The following is a 13219-nucleotide window of genomic DNA, read 5'->3' as shown; positions in this document are numbered from 1 at the left end:
GTGCTGTTTCCTTTTCAATCAGTAACGATGCAGGCTTGCCGCTAGAGACGGCTGAGGATAAAACCGGCCAGTGCCAGATCAGCGGGTACCGTAATCTTTATATTATCCGGTCGCCCCTCAACGATACAGGGAACATTGCCTGCGTATTCCATGGCCGAGGCTTCATCGGTCACCGGGTAACCTGACGCAATGGCAGCTTTCAGAGCCATCCTCAAGGCGCCACAACGGAACATTTGAGGAGTCAGGGCGCGCCACAGATGACGACGGTCGATGGTTGTCTCCACCTGATTGCTGTCACTTGCCACAAGTTTGAGCGTATCGGCCACCGGCGTCGCCAGCAAGCCACCCACAGGGTGATCCTGAAGTTGGGTCAGCAATCGTTCGAGGTCATTGGGATGCAGGCAAGGCCGGGCGGCATCGTGTACCAGCACCCAATCGTCGTCATCCGCCCGAGAGGCCAGTGCCTCAAGTGCAGACAATACCGAATCCGCACGCTCAGCGCCCCCGGCACAGGACTCTATACGTGCGTCAGAACTGGCTGCAGTTTCCGGCCACCAGGGATCGTCCGCGCGAATAGCGACCACACAACCTGAAAAATCAGCATTGTCCAATAACCTGGAGAGAGTGATATCAAGGATATATTGATGGTCCAGCCTGAGATACTGCTTCGGGCAGTCTGCCTTCATTCGCTGGCCGGAACCGGCGGCGGGAACAATCAACCAATAGCGGGGTTTACTCATGGACGTGGTCAGCTTTGATCGGCCTGGCTTGCGGCTGGGTTACTGCTCGACCACCAGGAAGAAGGTTTCATCGTTGCGGATCAGCCCCAGGTTCATGCGGGCACGTTCTTCAACCGCACCTTTCTCACCGCGGAGGTTACGAACTTCCGCATAGAGACGCTCATTGCGGGCTGAAAGCTCGGCGTTTTCCTCGCGCTGCTCGGCAATGGCGTTCTCCAGTCCCCATACCTGGGCAAAACTACCTTCCCCAACCCACAGGCGCACCTGCAGCAGGAGAATAAGAATAATCATGATGGACCAGAGTAACTTCATTGCGAATTCCGTTTACGATGCATCAACCGGACAGTAAGTATAGACCTTAGTGTAGTTTAGCAACAAGTTCTGCTAACCAGTTGTACAAAAAGGCCATCATGCCTCACATTTTGAGGATCACGATGGCCTTTCCGGATCGGTTACCTGTCAGCATCCCGCCGACAGGGTATCCTTCACAGGCGATTAGCCCTGGCCTTTGATCTCGCTCAGGCCACGATAGGGAGCCTTTCCATCCAACGCTTCCTCAATGCGAAGCAACTGGTTGTACTTGGCAACCCGGTCAGAGCGGCACAGGGAGCCGGTCTTGATCTGACCCGCACAGGTGGCCACGGCCAGATCGGCGATGGTGGTGTCTTCAGTTTCACCGGAACGGTGGGAAATCACCGCCGTGTAACCCGCATCCTGAGCCATCTTGATGGCGTCGAGAGTTTCGCTCAGGCTACCAATCTGGTTGAACTTGATCAGGATGGAGTTACCAATGCTCTTGTCGATACCCTGCTTGAGGATTTTGGTATTGGTCACGAACAGGTCGTCACCTACCAGCTGAACCTTGTCACCCAACTTCTCAGTCAGCACTTTCCAGCCGTCCCAGTCGCTCTCATCCATACCGTCTTCGATAGACACAATCGGATAACGCTCGCACAGACCAGCGAGATAGTCGGCGAAACCGGCGGAATCAAAGGACTTGCCCTCACCGGAAAGCTGGTACTGACCATCCTTATAGAACTCGGATGAGGCACAGTCCAGCGCCAGGGTCACATCAGTACCCAGCTTGTAGCCAGCCTTCTCCACCGCTTCCTGGATCACCGCCAGAGCGCCTTCGTTGGAAGGCAGATCCGGTGCAAAACCACCTTCGTCACCCACGGCGGTGTTAAGGCCTTTGCTGTTCAGCACTTTCTTCAGCGCGTGGAAAATTTCCGCACCAATGCGCAGCGCTTCGGCAAATGACTTCGCAGCCACCGGCTGGACCATAAATTCCTGGATATCAACGTTGTTGTCTGCGTGCTCGCCACCGTTGAGGATATTCATCATCGGCACCGGCATGCTGTACTTGCCGGAGGTGCCGTTCAGGTCCGCAATGTGAGCATACAGCGGCTTGCCCAGTGAAGCGGCAGCGGCTTTGGCAGCGGCCAGGGAGACAGCCAGAATAGCGTTGGCGCCCAGGTTGGCTTTGTTCTCAGTGCCATCCAACTCAAGCATGATGTTGTCGAGAGCACGCTGATCAGCTGCGTCTTTACCAATCAGGGCATCGCGAATCTTGGCGTTTACCGCCTCAACAGCTTTCAGAACGCCCTTACCCAGATAGCGGCTCGTATCCTTGTCACGAAGCTCCAGAGCTTCGCGTGAACCCGTCGACGCACCAGAGGGGGCGCAAGCACTGCCGATGGTGCCGTCCTCAAGAATCACGTCCGCTTCAACCGTGGGGTTCCCGCGAGAATCCAGTACTTCACGGCCTTTAATGTTGGCAATCTTGGTCATTCTTCTCTGTCTCCAAGTTTGATTTCAAAATTGGGAGTAAGAGCGAGCGGGAACGGCCCTACGAAAAACGCTAAAAGCACATCCCTGTGCGCTTGGGCTCCGCCATCCATGGCTCCGCACATTTTCGTAGGGCCGTTCCCGCTCACTCCCACAGTCCTTCTGGAACGCAAAAAAACCGCCAATCAGGCGGTATCAATAGGTTTGAAACTCTTCACAAGGTCATCAACGGCCTTCACCCGGGCCAGGAACGGCTCAAGCTGGCTCAGGCGGAGAGCACAGGGCCCGTCGCACTTGGCTTGATCCGGGTCGGGGTGAGCCTCAAGGAACAGACCCGCAAGCCCCTGGGACATGCCCGCCAGGGCCAGGTCGGTTACCTGGGCTCGGCGGCCACCGGCTGAATCCGCGCGACCACCGGGCATCTGCAAGGCGTGAGTGACGTCAAACATCACCGGCACATTCATGGACTTCATGATACCGAAGCCCAACATATCCACCACAAGGTTGTTGTACCCGAAGCTGGTGCCGCGCTCACACAGGATCACCTTGTCGTTACCGGCTTCACCACACTTCGCAATGATGTGCTTCATTTCCTGTGGCGCCAGGAACTGGGCCTTCTTGATGTTGATGACCGCTCCGGTTTCTGCCATGGCAACAACAAGATCCGTCTGTCGGCTCAGGAAAGCCGGCAATTGGATGATATCGCAAACTTCTGCGGCAGGTGCAGCCTGCTCAGGCTCGTGAACATCGGAAATGATAGGGACACCGAACTTGCTCTTGATGTCCGCCAGAATCTGCAGCCCCTTCTCAAGACCGGGGCCGCGGAAGGAATGCACGGACGAGCGGTTGGCCTTGTCGAATGACGCTTTGAATACGTAGGGAATCCCGAGCTTGCTGGTGGCCTCGACGTACGCCTCGGCCACTTCCATCGCCATTTCGGCAGATTCCAGCACGTTCATGCCACCGAACAACACGAACGGCTTATCGTTGGCAACCTCGATTCCCGAGACGTTCACCGTACTCTGCGCCATGATCAGGATTCCTTTTTACGGGCCAGGGCTGCCTCAACAAAGCCCTTGAACAGCGGGTGGCCGTCCCGGGGCGTGGAGGTAAATTCCGGGTGGAACTGGCATGCCACGAACCAGGGATGATCAGGCACTTCCACAACCTCAACCAGCTTGCCGTCGGTGGAGCGACCGGAAATTCTCAGGCCGGCACCTTCCAACTGTGGCAGGAAATGATTGTTCACCTCGAACCGATGACGGTGGCGCTCACGGATGGTCTTACGACCGTAACAGTTGGCGATGGTGGAACCTTCAGCGACCACGCAGTCCTGAGCGCCCAGGCGCATGGTGCCGCCCAGATCAGACTCTTCGGTGCGCTCCTCTTTCTCGCCGCTGGCATCCAGCCACTCCGTGATCAGCCCCACAACCGGCTCCGGGGTGTGTTCGCGGAATTCGGTGCTGTGGGCATCTTTCAGGCCCGCCACGTTGCGGGCGTATTCAATAACGGCCACCTGCATACCCAGGCAGATACCCAGGTACGGAACCTTGTTTTCGCGGGCGTACTGCACCGTGCGGATCTTGCCTTCGACACCGCGTTCACCAAAGCCACCTGGAACCAGAATGGCATCGGCACTGGCCAGCGCACCGGTACCATCGCGCTCGATGTCTTCGGAGTCAATGTAGTTCATACGGACTTTGGTGCGGGTCTTGATACCGGCATGCAGGAGCGACTCGATCAACGATTTGTAGGCGTCCAGCAACTCCATGTACTTGCCGACCATGGCGATAGTAACTTCACCTTCCGGATTCATCAGGGACTCAACGACCGCATCCCATTCGCCCAGGTTGGCCGGGCTGGCATCCAGACTGAAACGCTCAATAACCAGCTGGTCCAGACCAAATTCGTGCAGCATGCGCGGAATGGCGTAGATGGACTTGGCATCCTGCAACGGAATGACCGCCCGCTCTTCCACGTTGGTGAACAGTGCGATCTTGCGACGGGAACTGGCGTCCACTTCGTGCTCCGAACGACACAGCAGAATATCCGGCTGCAGGCCGATGGAACGCATTTCCTTTACCGAGTGCTGGGTAGGTTTGGTCTTGATCTCACCGGCCGTGGCGATGTAGGGAACCAGGGTCAGGTGCATGAACAACGCACGCTGCGGGCCAACTTCCACCTTCAACTGGCGGCAGGCCTCAAGGAATGGCAGCGATTCAATATCGCCCACCGTGCCGCCGATTTCGATCAGTGCCACATCGGCGCCGGAAGCGCCTTCAACCACACGACGCTTGATCTCGTCCGTGATGTGGGGAATCACCTGAACCGTACCACCGAGGTAATCACCCCGGCGCTCCTTACGAATCACTTCCTCGTAGACGCGACCGGTGGTGAAATTGTTCCGGCGTGACATCGGCGTGCGAATAAATCGCTCGTAGTGCCCCAGGTCCAGATCGGTTTCCGCGCCATCTTCGGTGACAAAAACTTCACCGTGCTGGAACGGACTCATGGTGCCGGGGTCCACGTTGATGTACGGGTCCAGCTTGAGAATAGTGACCTTCAGGCCGCGTGCCTCTAGGATCGCAGCCAGAGAGGCCGATGCGATACCTTTCCCCAAGGAGGACACGACACCGCCGGTGACGAAAATATAACGCGTCATGCAGATTCCGTGATTTGTCTGGTTCGGTGAAGGAGGGAGATTGTCATCTCAAGATGGGACGCCAGACTACCAGAAAGGCGCCACCTTCTCAATTACATTCCCGCTCCACAACAATCCGCCAGCCACTGGCCGGGGCCTCTCCACAGTATTTGCCGGAAACCCACAAGTCGCCAGCTCCGACCACTTCTTCATGGCCGTCCACCACCTCAAGAAGCAGCGGTAGCCGGGCTCTTTCCCAGGGTGGAACATTTTTTTCCTGAAGCCAGTTCTTCAATAATTTCGACGGGCCGCCAGGGGCTGGGCGGATGCGTTCGCCCCCTGCCCTCGTAGATACCCTTATTTCCGGCGCCGGTGTTTTAGGCTTACCTGACGCCGCCAGCGTCAATCGCCATCCACCCCACGATAGCGCCTGATCCGGAACCAGGACAGGCTTTCCGGCAGGCAATTTCGTGAACTCGGGAACCAGGTACAGGCACCCCCGAAAACGTCGAATCACGAACCCCGTTCCCCGAAGCTCCGGCTCCCTGTCCGCCGGCGAGCTCAGAAAATCTTCCAGAACCTGCGGCCAGTCTGCAATGGCGGGGGGCTGATAACGAAAATACCTTGCCCACCAGCGCAGCAGGTTTTTCTGCTCCGCCAGAGACAGTGCACCGAGCGCACTCAAACAAAGCTCACCAGAAGGCCCGGCACATTGTTTAAAGTGGATTTCCGCCAGCTTTGCAGCCAACTCGTCCCCCTCTCGACACGAATGGGCGGTATGCCCCATACGACTGATCAGCGACGGCCAGCGTGACTTGAGGAGAGGAAAAATCGACGTACGGAGAAAGTTGCGATCAAAGCGCTCATCGATATTACTGGGATCTTCCATCCACTCGATACCGTGCTGAACTGCCCATCCGTGAAGCTCTGCGCGACTGAAATCAAGCAGTGGTCGATACAGCCGACCAGCACCCAGAGGGCGTGTCACCGGCATACCACCCAGCCCCGCCATGCCAGTCCCGCGCAACAACCGAAACAGCACTGTTTCAGCTTGATCATCACCATGATGGGCCATCAACAGTAACTCTCCCGGCGCCAGAATCTCCTCAAACACCTGGTAACGCGCATTCCGGGCGGCCTCCTCAATACCGCCACCGCTAGCGCCAATATCCGAAGATTCGCGACCGCTGACGGTGACACGGTGACTGTCGAGTGGCACACCAAGCTGCCGGCAAATCGATCGACAGAAACGCTCGGTTTGATCGGCGTTAGGCTGCAACTGATGGTTGATATGAACCGCAGAAATCTGGCCGCTATGGGCGTACAGCCAGGTGGCAACATGAAGAAGCAGAACGGAGTCCATGCCACCGCTGAGGGCAATGCGAAGGTGTGAATGATCAGGCAGGTGCCTGACCGGAGTACATAGCGCCTCCGGCCAGTCTCTTCCGGAGCCGGGGTTACCGGCCGGTGTCATATCGGGTCAACCGCTCGTAGCGGCGGGACACCAGTTCGTCGGCCGGCAGGCGACCGAGTTCGGCAATGCCCTTACTCAGGGTCTCACGCAGGGATTCTGCCATTTCTTCCAGGCTGCGATGCGCCCCGCCCAGCGGTTCTGTAATAACGTTGTCCGCCAGCCCAAGATCCTTCAGTCGGTCGGCGGTCACGCCCATCGCTTCTGCCGCCTGGGAAGCGTATTCCGCACTCTTCCACAGGATTGACGCACAGCCTTCGGGTGAAATGACTGCATAGGTGGAATACTGAAGCATATTCAACTGATCGCACACGCCGATGGCCAAAGCACCGCCAGAGCCACCCTCGCCTACCACCGTAGAAATAATCGGCGTCTTCAGGCGGGACATGACGGCCAGGTTGAAGGCGATCGCTTCACTCTGGCCACGCTCTTCGGCTCCGATACCTGGATAGGCACCCGGGGTATCAATAAAGGTCAGGATCGGCATGCGAAAACGCTCAGCCATCTCCATCAGCCGCAAAGCCTTACGGTACCCTTCCGGGCGCGGCATACCGAAATTCCGCTTTACCTTGTCGCGTACTTCCCGGCCTTTCTGGTGACCAATCACCATGACTGGCTTGCCATCCAGGCGGGCAGTGCCACCGACGATGGCCTGATCATCCGCATAGCGACGGTCACCGTGCAACTCGTCGAAGTCGTCAAAGATCATGTCAACGTAGTCGAGGGTATAGGGCCGGCGGGGATGACGAGCCAGGCGGGCTACGTCCCAGGGTTTGAGGTTCGAGAAGATGCTTTCAGTCAGGCTGACACTCTTCTTGCGCAGCCGGCTGATCTCATCGGTGATGTTGATATCGGTATCATTTCCCACCATGCGAAGCTCTTCAATCTTGGCTTCAAGGTCGGCAATCGGTTGTTCGAAATCCAGATAATTAGGGTTCATGATGTTCCATCATTTGCTTGCAAGGCGAGAATGTAAGTCGCCAAACCAGAATTTTGGACAAAGATAGCAGCGCCTGAGCATTGGCTAAAGCGGACCTTCGTATGAGTCCGCTTTCTGACAAAAACGTAATTATTCAACGTGTCCGCCATACCCGGGATGAACCTTGCCGGATAGTATCAATCATAGACCAGTTCTACCGACTGGTCGCCTACGAGGTATTTCAACTCCAATAACAGGTCGTCATCGGGCTGTACGCGCCACGATTCACCCAGTTCGATACGGGTACTGGCATTATCGCTACTGTATTCAATCCATACCGGGCTGCCCTCACAACGGAAGGGCCTGAGCGTGGAGTCCAGTTTATCCAGCAGGCCGTTCTGAAGCTGATCCGCGTGAATAGCGAGCTTGAGACCACGACTGAACTGTTGCCGGGCCGTACCAACATCCATCACCGAGCTGACGCGCATCTTCATCTGGCCAGAATAATCATCATGGCTGACCTGGCCTTCCACCACAATGACCTGGTCGGACTGAAGCAACTCCCGATTCTCGAAAAAAGCCTCTGAAAACAAAGTGGCCTCAATGCGGGCACTGCGATCATCCAGGGTGATAAACGCCATGGTCGACCCTGTACGGGTCTTCATGGAACGTTGCGCAACGACAAGGCCGGCAACACGCTGGGGCTGGCGAGCCGGTTTGAGATCAGCAATGGATGAACGCACGAACCGACGCACTTCTTTCTCATATTCATCGAACGGATGGCCCGTCAGGTAAAGGCCCAAGGTGTCTTTTTCCCCCTTGAGGCGCTCTTTCTTGGGCCATTCCCGCACATTCGCCACGTCGGAATAAGGATCGCCATCTTCCCCGCCCATCAGCATGTCGCCAAACATGTCGGTCATGCCCACGGACTCGTTGCGGGATTGCTGGCCGGCCTGCTGAATGGCCTTATCTATGCTGGCCATCAACTGGGCGCGCCCTGCCCCCAGCTTATCCATGGCACCGGAGCGGATCAGGGCCTCCATGGCCCTCTTGTTTACTTTTTTCAGATCCACCCGGCGGCAGAAATCGAAAATATCCTGGTAGGGCTCGCCGTCGGCGCGGCCGGCCTGAATACTGCCAATCGGTCCCTCACCAAGCCCCTTGATGGCGCCGAGACCGTACACAATGGCGCCGTCATCGTTGACGGTAAAAGTGTATTCAGAGCGGCTGACGTCGGGCACCAGCAGCTCCAACCCCATGCTGCGGCACTCCTCCACCAGCGTGACCACCTTGTCGGTGTTCTGCATATCCGCCGTGAGTACCGCGGCCATAAACTCAGCGGGATAATGAGCCTTCAGCCACAGGGTCTGGTAGGAAACCAGCGCGTAGGCCGCCGAGTGGGATTTGTTGAAGCCATAGCCAGCAAACTTTTCAACCAGGTCGAAAATGTTCTCCGCCAGGGTTTTGTTGATGTCATTGTTTTCACAGCCGTCGAGAAAGAACTGCTTCTGCTTGGCCATTTCCTCGGGCTTTTTCTTACCCATGGCCCGGCGCAGCATGTCGGCGTTACCAAGACTGTAGCCGGCCATCACCTGGGCAATCTGCATAACCTGTTCCTGATACAGGATAACGCCATAGGTGGGCTCGAGAACGGGCTTCAACCCCTCATACTGATAATCAGGATGCGGGAATGACATGGGCTGCCTGCCATGCTTCCGGTCGATGAAGTCATCCACCATGCCCGACTGCAGTGGCCCCGGACGGAACAAGGCGACCAGGGCGATCATATCCTCCAGGGAGTCCGGTTGCAGGCGGCGAATCAGGTCTTTCATGCCACGGGATTCAAGCTGAAACACCGCTGTGGTTTCCGCCTTCTTGAGCATGTCGAACGAAGGCACGTCGTCCAGCGGAATCTCGTTAATGTCCAGCGCCGGCTTGCCCTGTTTCTCCAGGCGCGGGTTAATCATCTTCAGGGCCCAGTCGATGATGGTCAGGGTCCGCAGCCCCAGGAAGTCAAACTTCACCAGGCCGGCGTCTTCCACATCGCCCTTGTCGAACTGGGTCACCAGGCTGCCGCCCTCGTCATCACAGTACAGCGGCGAGAAATCGGTAATCTTGGTGGGCGCAATCACCACGCCGCCGGCGTGCTTACCGGCGTTTCGACACACACCCTCGAGTTTCAGGGCCATTTCCCAGATTTCCTGGGCTTCCTCGTCATTTTCCAGGAACTCGACCAGTTGTGGTTCCTGCTCCAGGGCCTTCTCCAGGGTCATACCCGGCTCAAAGGGAATCATCTTGGAGAGTTTGTCCGCCAGCCCGTACGACTTGCCCTGAACCCGGGCAACGTCCCGCACAACCGCCTTGGCAGCCATGGTGCCGAAGGTAATGATCTGGGATACCGCCTCGCGGCCGTATTTTTCCGCCACGTAGGCGATAACACGATCACGGCCTTCCATGCAGAAATCGACGTCGAAGTCGGGCATCGAAACCCGTTCGGGGTTCAGGAAGCGCTCGAACAGCAGGTCGTATTCCAGAGGATCAAGATCGGTAATCAACTGGGCGTAGGCCACCAGGGAGCCAGCACCGGAACCCCGGCCAGGACCTACCGGCACGCCGTTATTCTTGGCCCACTTAATGAAGTCCATAACGATTAGGAAGTACCCCGGGAACCCCATCTGGATAATGATATCCAGCTCGAAGTTCAGGCGCTTATAGTAGGCCTCGCGCTTGGCATCGTATTCGGGGTCGTCCTTGCTGAGGGTTTTCGCCAGCCGCTCTTCCAGGCCTTCTTCCGACACCTTTCGGAAGTAGTCATCCATGGTCATGCCATCGGGAATGGGGTAGTTCGGCAGGAAATACTCCCCCATACGCACCGGGACCGAGCAGCGTCGGGCAATTTCCACCGTATTTTCGACTGCCTCGGGGATATCAGAGAACAGCTCAATCATTTCATCGGCGCTGCGCAGATACTGCTGGTCGCTGAAACGACGCTCCCGCCTGGGGTCGTCCAGGGTCCGGCTCTCGCCAATGCAGACCCTTGCCTCATGGGCTTCGAAATCCTCGGCATGGAGGAAGTGGACATCGTTTGTCGCCACCACCGGGCAGCCCAGCGCCTCCGCCAGCTCAACATTCAGGTGCAGGCAATCTTCATCCCCAGGACGCCCGGTGCGTTGCAACTCCAGGTAAAACGACCCCGGGTAAAGGTTCATCCAGTATTCGGCACGCTGTCTGGCAAGGTCCAGCTTGCCCGACATCAGCGCCTTGCCCACGTCCCCCAGTCGCGCTCCAGACAGGGCAATCAGCCCTTCGGTGCGGCTTTCCAGCCACTTTCGCTGGATAATTGGCTTACCGAAACGCTGCCCCTCTGTGTACCCCAGCGAGACCACTTCGGTCAGATTCAGGTAGCCATCGTTGTTACGGGCCAGCAGAGTGATGCGAAACGGGTTGTCGGGCTCGTCCGGGTTTTCGACCCACAGGTCTGCGCCGATAATGGGCTTCACCCCAGCACCCATGGCCGCCTTGTAGAAGCGCACCAGGGAGCACATATTGGACTGCTCCGTAAGCCCGACAGCGGGCATGCCCAGTTCTGCAACACGACCGATCAGGGGTTTCACGCGCACCAGGCCATCGACCATGGAATATTCGGAATGCACGCGGAGGTGGACAAAGGTCTGTGACATAGCGTCGGAAATTTCCTGCAGGTTAATGGCGGTTCGGGGCCAGGTCAGCGACCAATCAATTCTTTGATGTCTTCTTCAGTTTGCGGGCCGAAGCGGGCCTCGACGAGGTCTCCATCCGGATCCACAATAAACGTTGCGGGCAGGGCCACGGGTGTTTCCCAGCCAAATTGCGGCCCTGGATCCTCTGCCAGCATGCTGTACTCAATACCCATTCTTCGCCCCAGGTCGATCAGTTCCTGGCCACGAACATCATCAAAATTCACACCGAGGACAACCACGGCACTGGCGGTGTCGATACTGTTCAGCTCCGGAATTTCCTCCAGGCAGGGTTTGCACCACTCGGCCCAATAATTGACCAGCACCCAGTGGCCCCTCAGGCTCTCCCACTGCAGTACGGTTCCGTCCGACTTTTCAAACTCGTGGTTCTGGCAGCCTGCCAGCGGCAACAAGGCCAATAGTATACCGATCCCGCACAACCTGGTGGAATAACGCACCAGTGCAGAGTACTTTGCAGGATATCGCGCAGGGTATTGCAAAGGGTGGCCTCCTGTTAGACTACGGCGCTCAGACAAACTTGCGGTTAACCTGACCTGGGAAGAGGGAGAACCATGACAGAACCAACCCGAATTTTCCACAATCCGCGCTGTTCAAAATCCCGGCAAACCCTTGAACTCCTTCGCGAACAAGGTGTTGAACCGGACATTATACGTTACCTGGAAACGCCACCGACAGAGCAAATCCTGGAACAGATCCTTGCAGCCCTGGACATCACTCCCAGAGAGCTGATGAGAACAGGGGAAAAGGAATACAAGGAACAGGGCCTGGACGACCCCGAGCTTGGCCGTGAGACGCTGATCAAAGCGATGGTCGACACTCCGAAGCTGATTGAGCGCCCCATCGTAATCAGGGGTAACAAGGTAGCCCTGGGCCGACCGCCCGAAAATGTCCTGAATATTCTCTAACCGGAGATCTCCAATGGCGACCACCTCGCCCTATATCCTGGTGCTGTATTACAGCCGCACTGGGCAAACGGCCGAATTGGCCGCCCAGATTGCCCGGGGCGTATCCCGGGTGCAGGGTATGGATGCCAGAATTCGCACCGTGCCCAGCGTGTCGCCGGACACCGAGGCGTCCCTGCCTGCGGTACCGGACGACGGCGCGCCCTATGCCAGCAAGGATGATCTTGCGAACTGTGCGGGCCTGGCCATCGGCAGCCCGACCCGGTTCGGCAACATGGCAGCACCGCTGAAGTATTTCCTCGACAGCACCGGCGACCTGTGGCTGAACGGAACCCTCAACGGAAAGCCCGCCGGCGCGTTTACGTCCACTGGCAGCCTGCATGGCGGTCAGGAGAGCACCCTGCTGACGATGATGGTGCCACTGCTGCATCATGGAATGGTGCTGTGCGGTGTGCCCTATTCGGAAAGCGCGCTCAACGAGACCTCCGCCGGGGGTACGCCCTACGGCCCTTCCCACTGGGCTGGCACCGGAGAGCCACAGTCCGTGAACGACCACGAAAAAGCCATATGCCAGACATTTGGCGAGCGCCTTGCGCGGCTTGCCATGAAATTGCGCTAACCCCGGCGCCACTTAACGACAACGGATCACCGAATGCTTCACAACCCCAAAGCCCGAATAACCGCCCGACTGACCATACTGCTTTATCTGGCCACACTGGCGGCCCTGCTTGTCAGCACCTTTTACCCCGTGCAGGTCGAGGGCGTTTCCGTCACGCTGATGCTCAGCGTAAAGCTGGTCCCGCTGCTGGCGTTTGCCGTACCAGTGTTCCGGGGCCACAACCGTGGTTACATCTGGCTCAGTTTCGTGGTGATTTTCTATTTTACCCAGTACGTCGTATCGTCCTGGCTCAGCGAAGGCGCTATCACCCCTCTGATCATCGCAGTGCTGACCTTCCTGCTGTTTACTGTGGCCATGGTCCACCTTAAGGTGAACCGTCCGCAGCCCGTTACCGAAACCTGA

Annotated in this window: 12 protein-coding genes; 3 read left to right on the top strand and 9 right to left on the bottom strand. The window is 57.4% G+C overall.

Going from position 1 to position 13219, the window contains the following annotated elements; genetic code table 11:
• Nucleotides 1–41: 41 nt before the first annotated feature.
• The 9 genes from ispD to AXW11_RS03615 form a co-directional block, all read right to left on the bottom strand.
• Complete coding sequence (gene ispD / locus AXW11_RS03655; RefSeq protein ID WP_036206636.1) at nt 42–740, bottom strand: 2-C-methyl-D-erythritol 4-phosphate cytidylyltransferase; 699 nt, start codon at nt 738–740, stop codon at nt 42–44.
• 39 nt (nt 741–779) lie between these two features.
• Nucleotides 780–1052 (bottom strand): septum formation initiator family protein, encoded by a 273-nt coding sequence (locus AXW11_RS03650; protein WP_036206633.1) that lies wholly within the window; start codon nt 1050–1052, stop codon nt 780–782.
• A 183-nt stretch (nt 1053–1235) separates the two neighbouring features.
• The gene (gene eno, locus AXW11_RS03645) at nt 1236–2531 is read right to left on the bottom strand and encodes a phosphopyruvate hydratase (protein ID WP_085681114.1); all 1296 of its coding nucleotides are present in this window, start codon (nt 2529–2531) and stop codon (nt 1236–1238) included.
• A 182-nt stretch (nt 2532–2713) separates the two neighbouring features.
• Entirely contained in the window at nt 2714–3559 is an 846-nt protein-coding gene (gene kdsA, locus AXW11_RS03640) for a 3-deoxy-8-phosphooctulonate synthase (RefSeq protein WP_041334993.1), read from the bottom strand.
• A 2-nt stretch (nt 3560–3561) separates the two neighbouring features.
• Nucleotides 3562–5190, bottom strand: a complete 1629-nt coding sequence (pyrG, locus tag AXW11_RS03635; RefSeq protein WP_036206623.1) for a CTP synthase — start codon at nt 5188–5190, stop codon at nt 3562–3564.
• Between the two features lie 88 nt (nt 5191–5278).
• On the bottom strand, nt 5279–6643 hold the full coding sequence (gene tilS, locus AXW11_RS03630; protein WP_085681116.1) for a tRNA lysidine(34) synthetase TilS: 1365 nt from the start codon (nt 6641–6643) through the stop codon (nt 5279–5281).
• Nucleotides 6627–7580 carry an acetyl-CoA carboxylase carboxyl transferase subunit alpha gene (gene accA, locus AXW11_RS03625; protein ID WP_091643950.1) on the bottom strand — a complete coding sequence of 318 codons (954 nt, stop codon included), beginning with the start codon at nt 7578–7580 and terminating at the stop codon, nt 6627–6629. The genes tilS and accA overlap by 17 nt, the downstream gene beginning before the upstream one ends.
• A gap of 176 nt (nt 7581–7756) precedes the next feature.
• Nucleotides 7757–11239, bottom strand: a complete 3483-nt coding sequence (dnaE, locus tag AXW11_RS03620) for a DNA polymerase III subunit alpha (protein ID WP_091643953.1) — start codon at nt 11237–11239, stop codon at nt 7757–7759.
• 44 nt (nt 11240–11283) lie between these two features.
• Nucleotides 11284–11694 (bottom strand): TlpA family protein disulfide reductase, encoded by a 411-nt coding sequence (locus AXW11_RS03615; RefSeq protein WP_226909903.1) that lies wholly within the window; start codon nt 11692–11694, stop codon nt 11284–11286.
• Between the two features lie 153 nt (nt 11695–11847).
• Here AXW11_RS03615 and arsC point away from each other — a divergent pair, with 153 nt between their 5' ends.
• From arsC to AXW11_RS03600, 3 genes are read left to right on the top strand one after another with little or no spacing between them, the layout of a single operon-like run.
• Nucleotides 11848–12201 carry an arsenate reductase (glutaredoxin) gene (gene arsC / locus AXW11_RS03610; protein ID WP_041334988.1) on the top strand — a complete coding sequence of 118 codons (354 nt, stop codon included), beginning with the start codon at nt 11848–11850 and terminating at the stop codon, nt 12199–12201.
• A 13-nt stretch (nt 12202–12214) separates the two neighbouring features.
• Nucleotides 12215–12817 carry an NAD(P)H:quinone oxidoreductase gene (wrbA, locus tag AXW11_RS03605; protein WP_041334984.1) on the top strand — a complete coding sequence of 201 codons (603 nt, stop codon included), beginning with the start codon at nt 12215–12217 and terminating at the stop codon, nt 12815–12817.
• A 33-nt stretch (nt 12818–12850) separates the two neighbouring features.
• Nucleotides 12851–13219 carry a DUF2069 domain-containing protein gene (locus AXW11_RS03600; RefSeq protein ID WP_041334981.1) on the top strand — a complete coding sequence of 123 codons (369 nt, stop codon included), beginning with the start codon at nt 12851–12853 and terminating at the stop codon, nt 13217–13219.

This window comes from Marinobacter sp. Hex_13 (assembly GCF_001566815.1).
Lineage (GTDB): Bacteria > Pseudomonadota > Gammaproteobacteria > Pseudomonadales > Oleiphilaceae > Marinobacter > Marinobacter salarius.
Note: the sequence above shows the minus strand (reverse complement) of the source record. Positions and strands in the feature narration are given on the sequence as shown.

Bases quoted from the DNA above. Each gene is read 5' to 3' on its own strand.
- ispD (WP_036206636.1), bottom strand. From the start codon at position 740: ATGAGTAAACCCCGCTATTGGTTGATTGTTCCCGCCGCCGGTTCCGGC.
- AXW11_RS03650 (WP_036206633.1), bottom strand. From the start codon at position 1,052: ATGAAGTTACTCTGGTCCATCATGATTATTCTTATTCTCCTGCTGCAG.
- eno (WP_085681114.1), bottom strand. From the start codon at position 2,531: ATGACCAAGATTGCCAACATTAAAGGCCGTGAAGTACTGGATTCTCGC.
- kdsA (WP_041334993.1), bottom strand. From the start codon at position 3,559: ATGGCGCAGAGTACGGTGAACGTCTCGGGAATCGAGGTTGCCAACGAT.
- pyrG (WP_036206623.1), bottom strand. From the start codon at position 5,190: ATGACGCGTTATATTTTCGTCACCGGCGGTGTCGTGTCCTCCTTGGGG.
- tilS (WP_085681116.1), bottom strand. From the start codon at position 6,643: ATGACACCGGCCGGTAACCCCGGCTCCGGAAGAGACTGGCCGGAGGCG.
- accA (WP_091643950.1), bottom strand. From the start codon at position 7,580: ATGAACCCTAATTATCTGGATTTCGAACAACCGATTGCCGACCTTGAA.
- dnaE (WP_091643953.1), bottom strand. From the start codon at position 11,239: ATGTCACAGACCTTTGTCCACCTCCGCGTGCATTCCGAATATTCCATG.
- arsC (WP_041334988.1), top strand. From the start codon at position 11,848: ATGACAGAACCAACCCGAATTTTCCACAATCCGCGCTGTTCAAAATCC.
- wrbA (WP_041334984.1), top strand. From the start codon at position 12,215: ATGGCGACCACCTCGCCCTATATCCTGGTGCTGTATTACAGCCGCACT.
- AXW11_RS03600 (WP_041334981.1), top strand. From the start codon at position 12,851: ATGCTTCACAACCCCAAAGCCCGAATAACCGCCCGACTGACCATACTG.